The organism is Aquimarina sp. Aq107, from assembly GCF_943733665.1.
Lineage (GTDB): Bacteria > Bacteroidota > Bacteroidia > Flavobacteriales > Flavobacteriaceae > Aquimarina.
In genome coordinates this window covers 3,217,600-3,235,827 of the sequence record NZ_OX030782.1, presented here as the reverse complement: position 1 = coordinate 3,235,827, position 18,228 = coordinate 3,217,600, and the positions used below count along the sequence as shown (strand labels likewise).

The window sequence follows — 18,228 nt, the reverse complement described above, 5'->3', positions numbered from 1 at the left end:
CAAAAAAAAGCCTCTTTTAGATTAGAGGCTTTTTTTTTCTACCAAATGCAAAAAACGTTTAACAAGGGAATGTTATTTAAGGTATTATTTTACTTTTTTCGCTTCTTCTACAATCTGTCCATTTTCGCGTACAATCATTTTTGAGACTACACTGTTCTTGTCTTGTATAAACTCAAAGGTGAGAGGGCTTTGTTTATGAAAAAATAAATTTTCTGTTTGTGGGTATACTATTGCGTTCATTTTGCCAGCATTTATTTCTAAATGTTGCTCTTTTTTGGTAATAATTACAGTTCCTGTTTGTGGCCCTTGGTAGGTTCCTATATATTTATTTAAGATATTATCCGATAAGGAAATTTCTTTTTTGTCTGTATTTTGTTGCGCTGGTTGGTGATCGTAACTAAGAACTCTGGTCATTTTCCATTGTTCATCTTTATGTTGCCAAACGTGAGTAAATTTAGCTATTTCAGCAAGTTTTTCTTTTTTACCTTTTTCTGAAACATAAAAAACATGTTCTCCAGTAATAATTGCACCATAATTATTTAGAGGATATACCTGTACACTACCTTCTACAACTTCTCTGCGAACTCTTGGGTTTTCTGGATTACATAATCCATTTTCTACACTGGACATCATTTTAGTAAGTCCAGAAGTAAGCCCTCCTTTATCGTGATAAAACTCAAAATCTTCTACAAAAAAAGTTTTAAATGTAGATATATTACAGGTGTTGTAGGATTTCCAGAAATTTTTATCGAGTTCTAGAATTGTTTCTTCTAATGAAGAATTATTTTGTGCTGTCAGAAGTGAAGGAATTAATGCTATAAGTAAAAGTTTATGAGTTTTACTTAAAATTGTTTTTAACATGATAGTTCGTTTTTGATTGATTTCTTTGATTAATTTCTTTGATTGATTTTTTGGAATATAAATGGGATCCATTTTCTAAAAATGGTCCATATCACAAATGATATTATTATGAGAACTAAACCGATGCCTATTGGTAAGATCCCTCCAAAAGTAAAGGTAAGACCCAGTATAAAACCAAGTAAATTTCCTGGAAGATATATTGGAATGAAAAAAGCTAGAATAATTGGCGTCCAAATAGCATATTGTAAAATGTTTTCTAACCTTAATTCCCATAATAAAGCTATTAGTATTCCGAAAACTAACCCTCCAATAAAACCCTTTGTGATTTTTGATAGGCTGTAGGTAATTGAGTCTTTATTATGTAACCATTTACTTAAAGAAATCAAAATCCAACTGATTAAAGGGATTGATAATAATCCCCACCAATTGGATATTCCAGGTAAATCTTCTCGGGCTAATAGATGATGTGTCGTCACCCCATTATTATAATGATATTCCCAAAAGATATGAAGCCCAACTAGTAATGTAACAATAATAATGAATGGTAGTTTGTTCTGAATTATTTTTTGTGTGATCATTTTTTGATTTTTAAAATGATGAAAAGAAAAAACCACCCAAAAAGCATAAATATCTAAATAACTTGTCTGTCAACAATGGAAGCTTTTCAGGTGGTTCGAATTTTGGTTGGTTGGTGGTTGGTCTGTGGTTAAATTTATTGGTTAGGAATTTGTTTTTATTGGTTTAATTTCTTTTTACATTTCCTCCAGAATTTTCTACTTCGTCAACTTTTCCAGGTTCTCCATAGTAGTTAATATTAGCACCACTAGTTGCTTTTCCTGTAAATTGATCTTTGGCATGTATTCTAATCATCGCACCACTAGTTGCTTTTGCTTCTGATACTAAGCTCAATAATTCACTAGCTCTAATATCTGCACCACTTGTTGCGCTTGCATTATGATTATTTACTTTGCCAGATAGATCCATCATTGCTCCGCTAGTTACTGATGTAGTAAGTGTTTCGGCTTTTACTTTTAGTTCAATATCCGCACCACTGGTTGCGCTAATGGCAAGATCTTTTTGTACAACTGCACCTTGCGCAGTTACTCTAGCACCACTCGTAGCGGATATTTTTCCTAATTTATCGTATGATACATATACTGTTTTTTCATCTGCTTGATAAATGTTTTTATCAGAGGTTATGTATAAAATATCTCCTTCTACATATACTTCTATATGTTGATGTAAATTTTCGTTGGCTTCAATAATTACTTTTCTATCTTTTTTATTGGTTAAGACTACATCTAAACCTCGACTTGATTTAATAGTATTAAAGTCTTCGTTAATAGTCTTTTCTTTTTTGATTACATCTCCTTGACCTCTAATTCCATTGAAGGCTATGTTGCAAGAACAACATAATGCTGATAAACATAAGGTTACAATTATTTTAGTTAGTGTTGTCATAATCTAAGTGATTTAATTTATTAAACTGTTCGTTTTTTGATTGTTATTAATTATCGGTTTTGATTTTTATTCCGTTCTCGTCAATTTTTATGTCTACTTCTTCGCTTTTGATTTGTACTCCATCTTCGTCAATTTTAAGATTGGCATTGTCATCATCTGAATTGATATTAATTTTTACCCCGTCATTAGAATCTCTATCATCATCATCTTCCCATTCATTATATTGCCATTCATCTTTCGGACAATCCTGGCAAGTAAGTTTTCCATCTATTAATTTTAGATATTTTCCTTCTTTACCATCGATAGTTAGATAATCATTGTATTTCCAAGAGTTATTAAAACCAGAGGTGTTATCATCTGCATATATAGTCATCCCTTCGGGTATAGAAATTATGATTTCGACTTCTTGATCATTGTACTTATTTGTGTAATCAGTGATAGCATATCCATCTAATAATAAGGTGTTTCCTTTTATGTCATAATTATACTTGATTGCAGCGGCTCTTTCTTTTGCTCCATCATAACTACTTCCTTCTGCATTTTTTCTAATAGTTAATTTTGGTGTTGAATCCTCTCTATTTTCTTTAATCAAAACTTCTACATCCTGAATTACGATCACCTTATTATCATTTTCATCTCTTTTTATTTTAAAATCATTTCGGTGATATAATCCTCTTACATATCTATTGTTTCCAACCATTTTTATAGTTAAAGTATCGCTTGATTGTATGTTTAAGTTTCTCGAATCTTCGATTACTTCGGCATCATAAGCTTCTTGAGTAGCTTGACGAATCCCTACTACGGTTAGTCCTATTACGGATAGAATCCAAACAGCTAACAGTGCTAACTTGGCTGGTGTACCTATTGATTTTAGATTATTGATAACAATCTTTAATCCTAGAATGAATAAAAAGAAGAATGGAATACCAACAGCAAATAATGTAAGTAATGATACTAGCCATAATGGGATGTTAGGATGATTAACTACATCAATATATTCAGTAAAAGGGGTTTCTATAAATCCAAAAGTACCAACAGTAAATAAGCTAATAAAAAGACTTATTAAAGTAATACCTGCAACTATTATAAGTAATACACCTATAAATTTTACGAATATTTTTAATACTACTAATAGTACATCTCCAAGGGCGTCAAAGAAACTAGTAGATCCACTTTTTACTTTATCACTATATTTTTGATAATCTACGTCTTTAACTTTATCTGCAACATCATTAAATCCTTCCTTGATTTTTTTTTCAATGTTACTGATATTTACTGCCTCACCCTTCATAGCTAAGTAATCTGCAGTACTTTTTGCTTCTGGCACAAAAATCCAAAATGCTATATATATAAGAATAAATGCACCACTAGAGAATACAGTAAATAGTATCCAAGCGATTCTTAACCAAATAGGATCTATACCTAAGTAATGACTTAATCCGGAACTTACACCTCCTACATATGAGTTAGAAGTATCTCTGAATAATTGTTTAGACTTAGTAGTTCTTTGATATGATGATTTTGGCTCATCTTCAAAAATTTCTTCATCCAATCTATAATCTTCGGGTTGCCCCATTACTTCGATTACTTCATCAACTTCTTTGATGCCTATTACTTGTCTTTCATCTTTTATTTTTTCACTGAAAAGTTCTGCTATTCTAGCTTCGATATCAGCGATAATTTCATCTCTACCTTGAGAGTCGGTAAACGAACGTTTTATCGCCTGAATATAGCGCTGCAGCTTTAAGTAAGCGTCTTCATCGATATGAAAAAATATGCCTGCTAAATTTATATTGACTGTCTTGTTCATTTTTGTTTCTTTTTTTGTTTAGTAACTATGGTTACTGCATTTTGTAATTCGTCCCAAGTAGTGTTTAATTCTTTAAGAAAAAGTTTTCCTGTTTCTGTAAGTCCATAATATTTACGTGGTGGTCCTGATGTTGACTCTTCCCAGCGATAGCTTAGTAAGCCTGCATTTTTAAGTCTGGTTAGTAGGGGATATATTGTGCCTTCTACAACTAACATCTTTGCATCTTTAAGGGTCTCTAAAATCTCTGCTACATAAGCATCATCGTCCTTAAGAATTGAAAGTATGCAATATTCCAGAACACCTTTGCGCATTTGCGCTTTTGTGTTTTCGATCTTCATAAAACTGATTTTTAAAAAGTTAAACTGTTCATTTTTTGATTAATGATTGATTGATGATTATTTTAATAAATATTGATCAGAGAATACAACTCCTGCAATAAATACAGTTGATAAAAGATAATTGATTAAGTTAAATTTTAAATTGTATCTCTGCTCTTTTGATGTTTTTATTACTAATATGAGTAATGTAAAACTTACTAATAATGGTAAAATCCAATATCCTAGACCTAACCAAGCACTAATTCTAGCTTCATCATTAGGATTAAAAATTGATATTATCATAGCTAATACTCTAGAGTAAAAAGCAAAGAATAAAAATGGATACCAATACTCATTATTTGTTTTTTTTATAAAATAGAAAATGACAAAAGCCTGAATTATTGTAAATAATGGACCTGCAGCACTTACTAATTGTTGATGCCAACTATATTGATATTCTCCTTCTTTCAGGAATGCAGAGTTAAGTGTCATTCCCATTTCATATCCTAAAAGCTTCCCAGTGATGAAGTGGGCCAACTCATGAAAAAAGAAGGAGGATACCACAGCTATAGCTGTAATTAAAACATATTTTATATTGATTGATGAGTTCATGTTAAAATTACTTTATAAAGCGTATTGTTAATGGGTATTTATATCGCTCACCTTTATTTCCTTTAATCGCAGCGGAGATGATAAAAGTGATTTCTAAAAAGAAACCAATTAAAGCAATAACTCCTACAAAAGAAGCACCTATCAATGTTCTAAATCCACCATCACTAGAAAAGTGAAGATCTAATCCATTATGATTAAAAATATCGAACAAAGAAGCGTCTCCAAGTATATTGAACATAAAAAATGGAAAGGATATCATTCCTAAAATAACAGTGTATAACAAAATACTCAACTGAAAATTGATTGCTTCTTTTCCGTGTTCATCTATAAAATCGGATTTTTCTTTATTAGTAGTCCATAGAAGTATGGGAACAATAAAATTTCCGAATGGAATAAAGTACTTAGTGAACACCCCTAAGTGCATAAATGTTGCTATGTTATTATGGTTGTTAGTTGACATTTTTTTAAAGTATATAATAGTTTCTTATACAAATATATGGTTAAAAGAAGGTATTATGCAAAACATAGTACCATATTTTAACATAATTTTATGATTTGACGTGATTTTGTATGTCCATTCTTTTTCAATATTTTAGGACAATTAAATATCATAATTATGAAGATTACACCAGGAAAAATTAACACCTTCACAATGTTCAAGTTACCCTCTGCTTGGCTCTGTGGTGTTCGTGTAAAACAAATTAGTGAATCTAGTTGCACTGTAAGCGTTAAGCATAGATGGATGAATCAAAATCCTTTTAATTCTATGTTTTGGGCAGTACAAGGTATGGCTGCAGAGATGAGTACAGGTGCCATGGTTTCTGGTCAAATTAGGGAAAGTGGCAAAAAAATATCCATGTTGGTAGCAAATAATAATGCAACTTTTACAAAAAAAGCCACAGGTAGGATCACATTTATTTGTAATGACGGTCGTTTGATTAAAGAAGCTATTCAAAAAACTATTAAAACTGGGGAGGGGCAAACTGTATGGATGAAATCTATAGGAACAAATAAACAAGGTGTTGAAGTTTCTACATTTAATTTTGAATGGACAATTAGATTAAAAACCAAGTAGGTTTAAGTGTAAAAGACTATTAATTTTATTTATTGGATACTAAATTCTGTAACACTTTACGTTAATCTATAACTTATATATTGAGACTATTCATTAATCAATAAAATAAATAATTAAATATGACAGCACACGAAATTGACTACGCTATCTATGGAGAAGAAATGCAATATGTGGAAATAGAATTAGATCCTCAAGAAGGAGTGATTGCAGAGGCAGGTAGTTTTATGATGATGGAAGATGGTATCAAAATGGATACTATTTTTGGAGATGGTTCCCAAAAAGATGAAGGGTTTATGGGAAAGATTTTTGGAGCAGGAAAACGGTTGCTTACTGGAGAAAGTCTTTTTATGACTGCTTTTTATAATGAAGTTGTTGGAAAGAAGAAAGTGAGTTTTGCTTCGCCATACCCAGGAAAAATTATTCCTATAGACCTTACAGAATATGGCGGTAAGTTTGTTTGTCAGAAAGATGCATTTCTTTGTGCAGCTAAGGGAGTTTCTGTTGGGATCGAATTTTCAAGAAAATTAGGAAGAGGCTTATTTGGAGGAGAAGGGTTTATTATGCAAAAGTTAGAAGGAGATGGAATGGCTTTTGTACACGCAGGAGGAACTACTGCTAGAAAAGAATTACAAATAGGAGAAACATTGAAAATAGACACTGGCTGTATTATAGGTTTTTCTAAAGGCGTTAATTACGATATAGAAATGGTAAAGGGTATTAAGAATACGATTTTTGGAGGCGAAGGATTGTTTTTTGCAAACTTAACTGGTCCAGGAGTGGTTTATATACAATCTTTACCATTTAGTAGGTTAGCAAATAGAGTGTTAGCATTAGCTCCTAGAGGAGGAGGTAAAAGTAGAGGAGAAGGTAGTATTTTAGGTGGTTTAGGTGATCTTTTAGATGGCGATAATAATTTTTAGTAAAGTTAAATAAGGGTTAAAAGGCGGTTTTTTAGTTTTATTTGACTATATTAGTTCTAACAACTTTAAAAACTGTAAGTATTATCCTACAATTACTTGTATTAAACCTAACATTTAAACCCCTATTAATTTATGGCGAGAGCAATGTTTGATTATACCAAGACTGTACTGAAAAAGGTTAGTTTTGACGTAAATCTATTTACAAAGGAAGTAATTAAAGCACTAAACAGATTACTACCGCACGAGATTGAAGAATTAAAACTTTGGATTCAATCTTTGGCACTTAACAAACCAGAGTTAGAACCTTGTTTAATTTATTTAAAATCATAAAAATATAAAAGCGACTTTTTAGTCGCTTTTTATTTTTGATATCGGACTTATAATCTGAACATTTTGAAAAGTAATAGCTCCTTTTACTACTCCAGCTATTGTGTTATGTAATGCTTCTATAATTTGCATTTTTAATTCACTCTTGTGAAAAATAAGACTTACTTCTCTAGCAGGTGATGGTTCATTAAAGAAATGTAGATTTCCTTTTTCTTTTTCGTTAATATCCAATGTGTGAAGATAAGGTAGTAGTGTCATTCCTAATCCCTCATTGGATAGTTTAACTAGTGTTTCGAAACTTCCACTTTCTAGTTGAAAATGATCTTCATCGTAACTCTTTTGAGTTTTGCATAGGTTAACAATCCCATCTCTAAAACAATGTCCATCTTCTAATAATAACATATCATCTATATCTAAATCAGATATATCTATTTTATTTTTTTTATTTAATCGATGACTAGGAGGTATATAGCCAACAAAAGGTTCATAATACAATACACGCTCCTTAATACTTTCATTCTGTAAAGGAGTAGCGGCAATTGCAGCATCAAGATGTCCATCTTGCAAGCGCTCCATAATAGCCTCAGTTGTTAGTTCTTCAATCTTTAGTTTTACTTTTGGGTATTTTTTTATGAAATTATGTAAGAACATAGGTAATAAAGTAGGCATTACCGTTGGTATAACTCCTAATTTAAATTCTCCGCCAATAAACCCTTTTTGTTGATCAACTATATCTTGTATTCGCTCACTTTCATTAACTATATTTCTAGCTTGTTGTACTAGTTTTTTACCCACTTCTGTAAGCTCGATTGGTTTTTTACTTCGGTCAAATATTAGGATAGCTAATTCTTCTTCTAATTTTTGAATTTGCATACTCAATGTAGGTTGAGTAACAAATGTTTTTTCTGCTGCCTTTGTGAAATTTTGATGCTCAGCAACTGCTAATACATATCGTAGCTGTGTAATGGTCATGTTGTTAATTTTGGATGACAAAAATAGGAAAGCTATTGATAAAACTTATTAATGATATACTAAAAATTTGTTTTTTCTATTGAGATTTTTTTAAGATAATGTTGACCTCTCTCCATTTAATCACACTAAACAATAAAACTTATAATAATTAAAAATTTAACAAATGAAAATAGTAAGTAAATCTTTAGTGATATTGGGATTAAGTATTGGTGCGTTATTAACTTCTTGTTCAGAAGAGGAAATTTTGGAAGATCTTACGGGAGGTTGTATAGCTATTAATGCAATTGAAAATTATAGTGCAGCATTAGATCGATATGGAAATGATCCTAGTGTAGAAAATTGTGAATCTTTAAAAGCTGCATCGATAGCATATTTAAGTGCATTAGATGATTGTCCACTTATTGAAGATGCTGATTTAGAAGAAGCATTGCGCGATGCTAGCGAAACGGATTGTGAAAATTAGTATTTAGTAGTTACTATAGAAAGGGTTTTGTTTTATGATATTAGCAAAACCCTTATTTTTTGATTGATGAATATGTTATTTTGATTATTAGAATCTAATTTCTAATTCTAGATCTTCATTACCTACTTCAAATTTTGCATCACTCCACATTGGTGGTCCGTAGCTCATATTATTATTAGATACTCCATAACTTTCTTTAGGCATTCCGTTTTCTTCAAAATCCATTCTTTGATTGTTATTAGCGTCGTGTACACAAGAGATTCCATATTCGCCTGCAGGAACATTTGTAAAAGTTATTTTAGCGATACCATTTTTTATTTCTCCTTTTGTTGATTTAATAGGAGCAGCTTTCATAAAGGTAGCTTCATCATATAATCCAAAAAGAACAGCACCATCAGAACTAGATACATTAGGTACCGTTACTGTGATAGTAATACCTTTGGTATCTTGTGCATGAGTTACAAAGTTTATGGCTGTCATTGCTAAAAATAATACTAGAGTTTTCATAAGAGTTTAGTTTTTTGATTTTTATTATTTCGTTTTGATGATTCAAAAGTCTATAAAACTTGGATACTCTTATAAAGTATATCACCCAATTGTAGAATTTAATGGATGAAATGTAGATAGTGTTTGATCGGGAAATTATAAAAGCCCTCTAGCTTTTATTTCTAAATATTTATTGATGGTGTTTACCGTTAAGTCTTCTGGGGATGTTAGAACCGTTTGTATACCATGTCTTTGTAGCTCTTTTACCATGATTTTTTTATCGTAGGCAAATTGTTGTGCAATAGTTTGATCATAGATAGCTTGGAGATCTTCTGCATTCTGATGTGTCAATTGATGTAATTCTGTGTTCTCAAAGAATATAACTACTAATAAATGTTTCTTAGCTAATGCTTGTAAATAAGGAAGTTGTCTTTTTAACGCAGAGATATGCTCAAAGTTAGTGTATAATAAAAGTAAGCTACGATGATTAATTTGTCTTTTTACATGGGTGTATAACAATCCAAAATCCGAATCTAAAAACTGGGTTTTAACGTTGTATAATGTTTCTGATACATTATTTATGTAGGTTTTCTTTCTGCTGGCAGGTAAAAAATTATTGACAGAATTAGAGAAAGTAAGCATTCCTACTTTATCATTCTTTTTGAGAGCGATATTAGAAAAAGCTAATGTGCTATTTACAGCATAATCTAATAAACTTAACTCCTTAAATGGCATTTTCATTACACGACTTTCATCAATTATAGAATATATTGGTTGTGATTTTTCATCCTGAAATTGATTGATCATTAGATTTCCATGTTTGGCAGTTGCCTTCCAGTTGATTGTTCGTACATCATCACCAATCACGTATTCTTTAATCTGTTCAAACTCCATTGTATGGCCAATACGTCTTATTTTTTTAAGCCCAAATTGAGTTAATTTATTATCAATAGCTAAAAAGTCATATTTCTTCATTTGGATAAAGGATGGATATACCTTTACCATAGCTGATTTATCAAAACTATATCTTTTCTTGACCAAATTGATTTTGGTCATAGTATACACGTGTAGGTGACCAAAAATATATTCTCCTCTTTTTACAGGTCTTAATGAATATTCAAAATCAAAAGTTGATTTTGGATGTATTATTCCAGTTTTTAGAAAATCACGTTTTTGAAACTGGACTGGGATTTCATCTATTATTTCTGCGAAGGTTGTAAATGTATAGTTGCTTTTAATTCTTATAGGAATTACATTAAGATCACTATTAGAAAATTTTTCTGGTAACAATCTAATAGCTTCAATACCTTTTTTTGTATTAAATAAAATAACAATATCAAATAAAAAGGTAACTACTAATCCCCATAATAATAACCAGGCTATCGGATATAGTGCTTGGAACCAATAGGATACTAAAAATAGCACAGATAAGATAGCGAGTATATAAAATACGCGTGGGCTTAGGTATAGAGATTTATAAAATTTGATCACAGTTAACGAGGTATTTCTACAGATTGGATAATCATTTCAATAACATCTTCTGTAGTCATTCCCTCCATTTCACGTTCTGGAGATAAAATAATACGGTGTCGTAAAACTGGATATAATGATTTTTTAATATCCTCTGGAGTTACAAAATCTCTACCATTAATAGCTGCAAAAGCTTTTGAAGCATTCATTACCGCTATAGAAGCACGTGGCGAACCTCCAAGGTATAGATGAGGATGTGTTCTAGTCTTGGTAACAATTTCTGCGATATATCCTATAATTTTTTCTTCGATAATAACTTCTTGAGTTTTTTTCTTGTATTCTACAAGTTTTTCAGGCGTCATTACGGAGTTTACTAGTTCTAATGGCTTTAATGTTTTTCTTTCATGATGCGTTTTTAGAATATTTACTTCTTCCTCTAACGATGGATAATCCACTTTGATTTTAAACAAAAAACGATCTAGTTGCGCTTCTGGTAAAGCATACGTTCCTTCTTGCTCGATTGGATTCTGTGTTGCTAGTACCATAAAGGGAGGTTCCATTACATATCTGATACCATCTATAGTAACTTGTCGTTCTTCCATTACTTCAAATAGAGCTGCCTGAGTTTTTGCTGGAGCACGGTTGATCTCATCAATTAAAACCATGTTAGAAAATATTGGTCCTTTTTTGAATTCGAAATCACTAGTTTTCATGTTTAAAACAGAAGTCCCTAATACATCACTTGGCATTAAATCTGGAGTAAATTGAATTCTATTAAAGTTAGTTTCTAAGGTTTTTGCAAACAACTTAGCTGTTACTGTTTTTGCAATTCCAGGTACCCCTTCTATAAGAACGTGCCCATTGGATAATAGAGATACAATTAGTAATTCAATAAAATCCTGCTGTCCGATAATAACTTTAGCTAGTTCTGATTTTAGTCTTTCTACTGCTTGTTGTAATTCGCTAAGATCAATACGATTCTCAAAACTTATATTTTCTGAAGTTTTTTCTGTAGGAATAGTACTTTCTTGAGTAGCCTCAGAAGGAGTAGTGTTATCGGGAGCTTTTTGAGCATCATTTTGTAACTCTTCGTTTTCCATATGATTTAGTTTTTTCTCTTTTTAAGAGTATGTTTTATATCGTTTCCGTTATGATTTGTTTTTAAATTCGCTAATCATATTATATAGTCGAATTAATTCTTCTTTAGTTATTATTCTTTTTCTACTAAGTTCCTCAAAATATGTAAACAATGCTTTGGTATCTTCAAAATCATTGTTACTTCTTGCAGAAATATCTAGTAAGGTTTTTTCATCTAGAGTATTTGTGGGTATTCTAAGGTCGTGATGAACGTAATCTAAAAAAAGAAGGTTTTGTTTTTCGACTATTTCTTTATGCTTTTCTTTTTCAAAATACATGGCACTGATTGTTCTAGTAAAAGCCAAAGTTTGATTTTTAAGAGGTTCTATTATTGGGATACTCCTTTGTTTTCTTTTTCCTTCGAAAATTACAAAGAGTAAAACCCCTAAGAGCATTATGTAATATGCCCATTTTAGATACCTGTTTTGTAATAAGAAAAATAAAGGAGAGCTGTAAAATGTTTTTCCAGATTTGTAGTGATTGTCCCAAAGAATATCTTTTGTAAAGTCAATATAACTCAATAGATTTTGGGTGTATTGATAATTATTATCGGATAACATAAAGTAGTTACCAAAAGCTTCTGGAAAAGAGTGGAGTAGTATTTCACCTTGGCCAAAAGGTTGTTTGATGTAGTTTAGCTTAGGATCCTTAATTTGCAATGTGTCATTGTATAATTGGGTAAGTCCAAGAACTGTGGCATTTGTAGTATCTATTTCACTAAAATATGGATTGTAGGTATCACGATCATAATGATATGGTTTTTCTACTTTTAGTTTTTTGTTTACTAATTCGACCATCGGTTGTGTAGATATATCATCTAAGGATACTAGATTATCTAATTCAATAGATAAGGTATCTAATAATTTACTACTAATAGATTTTGAAGATACAAATAGCGTATTTCCTTTTTCTACCCAGTTTAATATACGATCCAGTTCGGCGCTATCAAAATCTACAGAACCGTTGACAAAAAAGTATGTTCCACTAATCGTATCATTATCTAATAAGAATTCATATGGTGGTTTATTAATATCTTTTAATGTACTCTTATTAAAAGTTTCTTTGATCATATTGTAAGAAACGAAAGTGCCTAAAGGAATTTTATCTGTTTTAGCATAGCTAGGGAACCAATTTATAGGCTCTGGTTCACTTGCTTCTAAAAAGGTAAGTAGACCTATTAAGGTAATAATTACAATAATGAATATTTTAGTCTTTTTAGTTAACAAATTAGGATCTTATACTATTAGTAATCGATTTAAATTTTTGTTCAGCTTGTTCAAACGATGTTTGATTAATTTCAAAACTCCCATACCAGATAAAGTCATATAACCTCGTGATATTTTGAAACTTATTTTTTAGTGAATTATCAGTTAATTCTTTTAAATAATCCGTATTTGTTTTTTGAGATTCCCAGTTTATGAATTCGTTTTCTGATAATTGTTTAAGTACAGATAGGTAATAATAGCGGATAGCTAATCTGTAGTTATTAGCTTTTAGTGCTTGCTGTATTAATTGTTCTATATTTTGGTTTTGGATAATATCCTCATCTTCTGTAAGTATGATTTGGGGGGCTTCTTGTTTTTCAAAAAGCATATCTCTTGGATTTACTCTCATAAATAACCAACCTAACAAAAATAATACACCAATGATAACTAAATAGGGTAAGAGTTTAAATAGGATTGCCCAGAAACCTGTTACTTCTCCTACGCCAAATATCCATTGAAGAAATCGACTCCATAATTGTCCAATCCATCGTTTAAATTGTGTCCAAATATTATCTGGTTCCTCATATTCGGTATAATTAAAATCTTCCTCATTGCGAAACTCATTAATTTTATCAGAACTAAATTCTCTAATTTCTTTATTAGAATCTAAATCATAAACGATTTCTTCAGATTGTTTTACAGATATACTGTCCTGTATCTTAGCAGAAATTGAAAATGGTATAATTAAAAAAAGAAAGTAGCTTAGTTGTTTCAAATTATTCGGTTTTACCTAAAGAATCAATTTGTTCTAATGTTCCTGTATGATGTTTTCTTTCATTTAGGTTGAAATAAATGAAAGCAGTAGAAATTGCTGTAAAGAGATAGATAATAATATACTGAAGAACAGAAGCTATAGTATTTAGTAGGATAAAAACCCAGTCAAACATACTAGAGGGATCAGAAAAACTACCTTCTGATGCAGCAGTAAATGTTTTAAAAAATGTATAAATAATTGCTGGAATTGAAAATACCATACTTATCACATAAGATAATAATCCAATAACAAGAAGTGTTGCAAATGTTATCCACCATTCATTTTTTACCAATTCGAAACTTTCGCTAATCGCATCAAAAACTGGTGATTTTCTAAAAACCAAAATAGGAAAAATAAGACTTAAAGGTACATACAAGTATATTCCTGGAATAACACATAGCATAAATCCTACTACTAGCATAATACTAGAAAGAATTGAAAGTCCTATGATACTTCCTAAATCTTTTTTTACTCCATTGATAACTGATTGTTGTAATACTACACCCTGATTATCTGAGTATTCTTTTATGTAATGTAGAACGGTGCCAAAAACTAATCCATAAAAAATTAAAATACTTATTATCATCACAAATGCTGATATTAAAAAAGAGCCAGAATTAAACATATTTAAATTACCAGCGCCTCCACCAAGAGCAAAAGGATCCATGAAATTAGAAGTAGCATGAGTATAATATGCAATAGATAAAAGTAGGATAATCAAAACGATTCCAGTTGTCTTAAATAAAACCGTAAATAAAGGTTTAAAATTAGTTCTTAAAAACACAAAAACATCTGTAAGAATATCGCCTAATTCTCTTTTCTTTTTAAATTCAATGTAATTATTATTCATCTGTAGAAATTGATTTTTTATATAATTGTCTTGGGTATATTACGTAATAGAATAAAATTAATGATAAAGATGAAGCAATAATAAAAATCGCCAACCAATCTGGCATTTCGGTATGTCGAGTTACAAAACCTTCTAAAAAACCTGCAATAATAAAAAAGGGGACCGTGCTAATTACAATTTTTAATCCTGCTTTAATACCTCTTACAAAAGAGGTTAACCTGGTATAGGTTTTTGGAAATAAAATCGAATTACCAACCACTAATCCTGCACATCCTGCTATAATAATAACAGAAATCTCAATAGTCCCGTGTATCCAAATAGTTCGAGCACTCTCCCAAAGAAGTCCTTTTTCGTAGAAAAAGTATTGAAACGAGCCTAACATAATAAAGTTTTGCATTAACATGTAGATCGTTCCAATTCCCAAAAGAATACCAAGTATAAAACAGTTTAGAGCTACTCTTATATTATTTATGGTGATACCTAGGAACATATCGGTCTCTTCCATTTTCTTATAGACAGCCATTGGATCGCCATTTTCAATATTTTCTAGGGTCATATTTACATAACCATCACCTAAGATTGACCTTACAAATGCTCCCTCAGTTGCCGAAGAATAAGCTCCAATAGCAGTAAAAAGTACCGAAATTAAAAAGGCAATGAGGAGTTGCCGTTGGTACTTATAAAATTCCAGAGGGAATTCTTTAACCCAAAAAGAATAAAATCGATTCTTTTTTTCTTTTTTAGTTTTATATATTTTTTGATGAGCGTTAGAAGCTAACCCATTTAGATAGTTAAATGTTTGACTACTAGGGTAAAAGGTTCTTGCGTAACTCAAGTGATCGGTGATCTCAATATATAAACTAGAGAGTTCATCTGGAGTAATTTGCGCATTATTAAGCAGAACACTTTCAAATTTTAACCATTTATCTTTATTTTGCTTCACAAAAGCCGCCTCACGCATGGATCAAAAATTAGGAGCTTCAAAGAAACATAATTAATGGATAATTTTCAAATAGAAACAGCTCAAAATGTGAGTATACAGCAAAATACTGCTGGAATAGGGGAACGAATCTTGGCATATTTAGTAGACTTGTTGATAATCATCGCCTATTTTATTGTTGTAATCTTAATTGTAGCTGCTTTGGATTTAGGAATGGCGGATGAGTGGGCATTCTGGATGGTAGTAGGTTTACCTCCTTTTCTTTACTTTTTATTATGGGAAACTTTTTGGGATGGTAGAACTCCCGGAAAAGCAACTATGAAGATACGTGTTGTTCGATTAGATGGATCTAGACCTGCCTTTTCAGGGTATTTAATAAGATGGTTACTTAGGTTGATTGATATCACACTAGCGTCAGGAGGAATTGCGGTAGTTGCAATATTATTTAAGGGAACTGGCCAAAGACTAGGAGATATGGCAGCAGGAACAACAGTGATTAGTGAAAAACAAAAAGTAAGATTCAATCAAACTATTTTAGTCGATATTCCAGATGATTATAAACCCGTTTATCCTCAAGTGACGGTGTTTGACGATAGTGAGATGCGTAAAATTAAAGGTATCTACCAGGATGCAAAAAGAAATGGAAATCATAATGTTATTTTGCAACTATCTAACAAAGTAAGTAGTATTATGCAGATCACTCCACAAGAAAAACCAATACAGTTTCTATCTAAAGTATTAGAAGATTATAATTATTATACACAGAAATAGAATTGGAGTATCAATCTATTTTTTAGGGTAACAATTTTTTATGATGATTGATATATTGATATAAATCATAAAATCAAATATCATGAAAGCAAAGAGTTTTAAACACTTAGCATTGCGAAAAGAAACTATTTCTAAGCTAAAGGGAGGATTGGCACATCCTATGGGCCCATATAAAGAGCGTGTAAAGCATGCCGTAGGTACTCGTAATACCTGTCAGTGTGAAACAATAGCTGATCCTTGCTAAGCTCTTGATGATGGCTGTCTAGAAGATTATAATTTTTTAGACAGCTATTTATTGAATTACTTCTGCTTTTATAAATATATTTTCTTTAGGCCATTCGCTACCATCTACAGGAACGTTAGAGATTTTATCAGCCACACTCATACCTTTTACAACCTTCCCAAAGATTGTATGTTCTCCATTCAGATGAGGAGCTCCTTCTTTGGCAATCACAATAAAAAACTCATATGGAGTAGAACGATTAGAAGGATTATTAACCCATTGCTTTGATAAGGCCACTGATCCTCTGTTGTGTTTAAGACCTTTTATTGGTTCTTGGGGTAATGTATAATCTCCAATATCGTGACGCTTTTGAGCCATTTGAGTACGATCACTATTTCCACCTTGAATAACAAAACCTTTGGCAACACGATAAAAGAAAGTCTCATCAAAATATTTTTGTTTAACTAGATAAATAAAGTTAGCTCGATGTATAGGAGATTCTTTATAAAGTTTAATATCAATATCTCCAAATTTGGTGCTAATACGAACTAAAGTTTCTGGGTTTTCTTTACCATATTGTAATAAAAACTCTTTCATGTTAGCATTGGCCAATTTAAATGGCTCTTTATCCGTAGTTTTAGAAATATTGTTCTTTTCTTTTTTGGTAGTTTTTAGCGAATCTTTCTGAGTCATAGTACTTTGCCCAGAATTGTCTTTTTCATTTTCTACAACTGGCTGTTTAGTTTTTTTAGATTGTGTATCTTCACAACTATAGAATACAAAAACACTAACGAAACCTAATACTAAAATCAATCGGGTTAATGACATTCGAAACATTTAAAAAATTAATTCCAAAAATACAGAAAATGTCGGTGCCTGGAGAATCTTCTCATTTTATTATGGCTCCAGAAATAAGAAAACAGGAGCTTTATAAAATTAAGATAGCGGAGAAGAATCCCAGAAATGCAGCTGTTATGATGCTTTTTTATCCTAAGGGAAATATTACACATTTAGCATTAATTTTACGCCCAACGTATGAAGGAGTGCATTCCGGACAGGTAGCATTACCTGGTGGCAAGGTGGAGCAATTCGATAAGAACTATGAAGAAGCTGCATTACGTGAAACTAGAGAAGAAATAGGCGTGAATTCTGATTTAATCGAAGTATTGAAACAATTAACAAAAGTGTACATACCTCCATCTAATTTTTGGGTACATCCGTTCTTAGGAGTTTCCAATGGATTACCAAATTTCGTAAAACAAGAAGAAGAAGTAGCTGAGATAATAGAAGTACCTTTATCCCAATTGTTAGATGAAAGCAATGTAATTGCTAAAAAATTATCTACTTCTTATGCAGAAAATATTGAAGTACCTTCCTTTGAATTAAATGGTTACGTTGTTTGGGGAGCAACAGCAATGATGCTTAGTGAACTTAAAATCTTTATAAAATCTGCGTTAGAGGTATGATTTTGTATATTTGGCTCCCATTTTCTTCTTAATATTTAGAAGAATTTA

General features: G+C 31.2%; 23 protein-coding genes. 7 read left to right on the top strand and 16 right to left on the bottom strand.

Features of this window, described 5'->3' with window-relative positions; all coding sequences use genetic code 11:
- Positions 1-84: 84 nt before the first annotated feature.
- The 7 genes from NMK29_RS13930 to NMK29_RS13900 form a co-directional block, all read right to left on the bottom strand.
- Positions 85-861 carry a DUF4440 domain-containing protein gene (locus tag NMK29_RS13930; RefSeq protein WP_159092232.1) on the bottom strand — a complete coding sequence of 259 codons (777 nt, stop codon included), beginning with the start codon at positions 859-861 and terminating at the stop codon, positions 85-87.
- A 29-nt stretch (positions 862-890) separates the two neighbouring features.
- Positions 891-1,439: a hypothetical protein gene (locus NMK29_RS13925; RefSeq protein ID WP_108803640.1), complete on the bottom strand. Its 549-nt coding sequence runs from the start codon at positions 1,437-1,439 to the stop codon at positions 891-893.
- A 163-nt stretch (positions 1,440-1,602) separates the two neighbouring features.
- Positions 1,603-2,322: a head GIN domain-containing protein gene (locus NMK29_RS13920; protein WP_108803641.1), complete on the bottom strand. Its 720-nt coding sequence runs from the start codon at positions 2,320-2,322 to the stop codon at positions 1,603-1,605.
- A gap of 46 nt (positions 2,323-2,368) precedes the next feature.
- On the bottom strand, positions 2,369-4,132 hold the full coding sequence (locus tag NMK29_RS13915; RefSeq protein ID WP_108803642.1) for a PspC domain-containing protein: 1,764 nt from the start codon (positions 4,130-4,132) through the stop codon (positions 2,369-2,371).
- On the bottom strand, positions 4,129-4,470 hold the full coding sequence (locus NMK29_RS13910; protein WP_027392197.1) for a PadR family transcriptional regulator: 342 nt from the start codon (positions 4,468-4,470) through the stop codon (positions 4,129-4,131). Before NMK29_RS13910 ends, NMK29_RS13915 begins: the two co-directional genes overlap by 4 nt.
- 57 nt (positions 4,471-4,527) lie before the next feature.
- Positions 4,528-5,061: a hypothetical protein gene (locus NMK29_RS13905; protein WP_108803643.1), complete on the bottom strand. Its 534-nt coding sequence runs from the start codon at positions 5,059-5,061 to the stop codon at positions 4,528-4,530.
- A 7-nt stretch (positions 5,062-5,068) separates the two neighbouring features.
- Positions 5,069-5,521: a DUF4870 domain-containing protein gene (locus NMK29_RS13900; protein ID WP_108803644.1), complete on the bottom strand. Its 453-nt coding sequence runs from the start codon at positions 5,519-5,521 to the stop codon at positions 5,069-5,071.
- 156 nt (positions 5,522-5,677) lie between these two features.
- Here NMK29_RS13900 and NMK29_RS13895 point away from each other — a divergent pair, with 156 nt between their 5' ends.
- The 3 genes from NMK29_RS13895 to NMK29_RS13885 all read left to right on the top strand — a co-directional run bounded on the left by NMK29_RS13895 (position 5,678) and on the right by NMK29_RS13885 (position 7,386).
- The gene (locus tag NMK29_RS13895) at positions 5,678-6,136 is read left to right on the top strand and encodes a DUF4442 domain-containing protein (protein WP_108803645.1); all 459 of its coding nucleotides are present in this window, start codon (positions 5,678-5,680) and stop codon (positions 6,134-6,136) included.
- A gap of 119 nt (positions 6,137-6,255) precedes the next feature.
- Entirely contained in the window at positions 6,256-7,056 is an 801-nt protein-coding gene (locus tag NMK29_RS13890) for a TIGR00266 family protein (protein WP_108803646.1), read from the top strand.
- Between the two features lie 132 nt (positions 7,057-7,188).
- Positions 7,189-7,386 (top strand): hypothetical protein, encoded by a 198-nt coding sequence (locus NMK29_RS13885; protein ID WP_027392192.1) that lies wholly within the window; start codon positions 7,189-7,191, stop codon positions 7,384-7,386.
- 18 nt (positions 7,387-7,404) lie between these two features.
- Here the strand turns inward: NMK29_RS13885 and NMK29_RS13880 are convergent, their stop codons facing one another.
- The gene (locus NMK29_RS13880) at positions 7,405-8,355 is read right to left on the bottom strand and encodes a LysR family transcriptional regulator (protein WP_108803647.1); all 951 of its coding nucleotides are present in this window, start codon (positions 8,353-8,355) and stop codon (positions 7,405-7,407) included.
- A gap of 163 nt (positions 8,356-8,518) precedes the next feature.
- On the opposite strand from NMK29_RS13880, the gene NMK29_RS13875 reads away from it, so the two are divergent.
- On the top strand, positions 8,519-8,818 hold the full coding sequence (locus tag NMK29_RS13875; RefSeq protein WP_108803648.1) for a hypothetical protein: 300 nt from the start codon (positions 8,519-8,521) through the stop codon (positions 8,816-8,818).
- Positions 8,819-8,905: 87 nt separating this feature from the next.
- Here NMK29_RS13875 and NMK29_RS13870 read toward each other — a convergent pair whose 3' ends face one another.
- The 7 genes from NMK29_RS13870 to NMK29_RS13840 form a co-directional block, all read right to left on the bottom strand.
- A complete protein-coding gene (locus NMK29_RS13870) occupies positions 8,906-9,325 on the bottom strand; it encodes a DUF2141 domain-containing protein (RefSeq protein WP_108803649.1) in 420 nt (139 codons plus the stop codon).
- Positions 9,326-9,460: 135 nt separating this feature from the next.
- Entirely contained in the window at positions 9,461-10,792 is a 1,332-nt protein-coding gene (locus tag NMK29_RS13865) for a DUF58 domain-containing protein (RefSeq protein ID WP_108803953.1), read from the bottom strand.
- A gap of 5 nt (positions 10,793-10,797) precedes the next feature.
- Positions 10,798-11,874, bottom strand: a complete 1,077-nt coding sequence (locus NMK29_RS13860; RefSeq protein ID WP_108803650.1) for a MoxR family ATPase — start codon at positions 11,872-11,874, stop codon at positions 10,798-10,800.
- Between the two features lie 48 nt (positions 11,875-11,922).
- The gene (locus NMK29_RS13855; protein ID WP_108803651.1) at positions 11,923-13,137 is read right to left on the bottom strand and encodes a DUF4350 domain-containing protein; all 1,215 of its coding nucleotides are present in this window, start codon (positions 13,135-13,137) and stop codon (positions 11,923-11,925) included.
- A gap of 1 nt (position 13,138) precedes the next feature.
- Entirely contained in the window at positions 13,139-13,891 is a 753-nt protein-coding gene (locus NMK29_RS13850; RefSeq protein ID WP_108803652.1) for a DUF4129 domain-containing protein, read from the bottom strand.
- A 1-nt stretch (position 13,892) separates the two neighbouring features.
- The gene (locus NMK29_RS13845) at positions 13,893-14,780 is read right to left on the bottom strand and encodes a hypothetical protein (RefSeq protein WP_108803653.1); all 888 of its coding nucleotides are present in this window, start codon (positions 14,778-14,780) and stop codon (positions 13,893-13,895) included.
- Entirely contained in the window at positions 14,773-15,741 is a 969-nt protein-coding gene (locus tag NMK29_RS13840) for a stage II sporulation protein M (RefSeq protein ID WP_108803654.1), read from the bottom strand. Before NMK29_RS13840 ends, NMK29_RS13845 begins: the two co-directional genes overlap by 8 nt.
- A gap of 36 nt (positions 15,742-15,777) precedes the next feature.
- On the opposite strand from NMK29_RS13840, the gene NMK29_RS13835 reads away from it, so the two are divergent.
- Positions 15,778-16,491 (top strand): RDD family protein, encoded by a 714-nt coding sequence (locus tag NMK29_RS13835; protein ID WP_108803655.1) that lies wholly within the window; start codon positions 15,778-15,780, stop codon positions 16,489-16,491.
- An 82-nt stretch (positions 16,492-16,573) separates the two neighbouring features.
- The gene (locus tag NMK29_RS13830) at positions 16,574-16,735 is read left to right on the top strand and encodes a hypothetical protein (protein WP_159092233.1); all 162 of its coding nucleotides are present in this window, start codon (positions 16,574-16,576) and stop codon (positions 16,733-16,735) included.
- 48 nt (positions 16,736-16,783) lie between these two features.
- Here the strand turns inward: NMK29_RS13830 and NMK29_RS13825 are convergent, their stop codons facing one another.
- The gene (locus NMK29_RS13825) at positions 16,784-17,542 is read right to left on the bottom strand and encodes a peptidylprolyl isomerase (RefSeq protein ID WP_108803656.1); all 759 of its coding nucleotides are present in this window, start codon (positions 17,540-17,542) and stop codon (positions 16,784-16,786) included.
- Between NMK29_RS13825 and NMK29_RS13820 the strand changes: the two genes are divergently transcribed.
- Positions 17,536-18,180 carry a CoA pyrophosphatase gene (locus NMK29_RS13820; protein WP_108803657.1) on the top strand — a complete coding sequence of 215 codons (645 nt, stop codon included), beginning with the start codon at positions 17,536-17,538 and terminating at the stop codon, positions 18,178-18,180. The genes NMK29_RS13825 and NMK29_RS13820 overlap by 7 nt on opposite strands.
- The last annotated feature ends 48 nt before the right edge of the window (positions 18,181-18,228 follow it).

Bases quoted from the DNA above. Each gene is read 5' to 3' on its own strand.
- NMK29_RS13930 (WP_159092232.1), bottom strand. From the start codon at position 861: ATGTTAAAAACAATTTTAAGTAAAACTCATAAACTTTTACTTATAGCA.
- NMK29_RS13925 (WP_108803640.1), bottom strand. From the start codon at position 1,439: ATGATCACACAAAAAATAATTCAGAACAAACTACCATTCATTATTATT.
- NMK29_RS13920 (WP_108803641.1), bottom strand. From the start codon at position 2,322: ATGACAACACTAACTAAAATAATTGTAACCTTATGTTTATCAGCATTA.
- NMK29_RS13915 (WP_108803642.1), bottom strand. From the start codon at position 4,132: ATGAACAAGACAGTCAATATAAATTTAGCAGGCATATTTTTTCATATC.
- NMK29_RS13910 (WP_027392197.1), bottom strand. From the start codon at position 4,470: ATGAAGATCGAAAACACAAAAGCGCAAATGCGCAAAGGTGTTCTGGAA.
- NMK29_RS13905 (WP_108803643.1), bottom strand. From the start codon at position 5,061: ATGAACTCATCAATCAATATAAAATATGTTTTAATTACAGCTATAGCT.
- NMK29_RS13900 (WP_108803644.1), bottom strand. From the start codon at position 5,521: ATGTCAACTAACAACCATAATAACATAGCAACATTTATGCACTTAGGG.
- NMK29_RS13895 (WP_108803645.1), top strand. From the start codon at position 5,678: ATGAAGATTACACCAGGAAAAATTAACACCTTCACAATGTTCAAGTTA.
- NMK29_RS13890 (WP_108803646.1), top strand. From the start codon at position 6,256: ATGACAGCACACGAAATTGACTACGCTATCTATGGAGAAGAAATGCAA.
- NMK29_RS13885 (WP_027392192.1), top strand. From the start codon at position 7,189: ATGGCGAGAGCAATGTTTGATTATACCAAGACTGTACTGAAAAAGGTT.
- NMK29_RS13880 (WP_108803647.1), bottom strand. From the start codon at position 8,355: ATGACCATTACACAGCTACGATATGTATTAGCAGTTGCTGAGCATCAA.
- NMK29_RS13875 (WP_108803648.1), top strand. From the start codon at position 8,519: ATGAAAATAGTAAGTAAATCTTTAGTGATATTGGGATTAAGTATTGGT.
- NMK29_RS13870 (WP_108803649.1), bottom strand. From the start codon at position 9,325: ATGAAAACTCTAGTATTATTTTTAGCAATGACAGCCATAAACTTTGTA.
- NMK29_RS13860 (WP_108803650.1), bottom strand. From the start codon at position 11,874: ATGGAAAACGAAGAGTTACAAAATGATGCTCAAAAAGCTCCCGATAAC.
- NMK29_RS13845 (WP_108803653.1), bottom strand. From the start codon at position 14,780: ATGAATAATAATTACATTGAATTTAAAAAGAAAAGAGAATTAGGCGAT.
- NMK29_RS13840 (WP_108803654.1), bottom strand. From the start codon at position 15,741: ATGCGTGAGGCGGCTTTTGTGAAGCAAAATAAAGATAAATGGTTAAAA.
- NMK29_RS13835 (WP_108803655.1), top strand. From the start codon at position 15,778: ATGGATAATTTTCAAATAGAAACAGCTCAAAATGTGAGTATACAGCAA.
- NMK29_RS13830 (WP_159092233.1), top strand. From the start codon at position 16,574: ATGAAAGCAAAGAGTTTTAAACACTTAGCATTGCGAAAAGAAACTATT.
- NMK29_RS13820 (WP_108803657.1), top strand. From the start codon at position 17,536: ATGACATTCGAAACATTTAAAAAATTAATTCCAAAAATACAGAAAATG.
- NMK29_RS13825 (WP_108803656.1), bottom strand. From the start codon at position 17,542: ATGTCATTAACCCGATTGATTTTAGTATTAGGTTTCGTTAGTGTTTTT.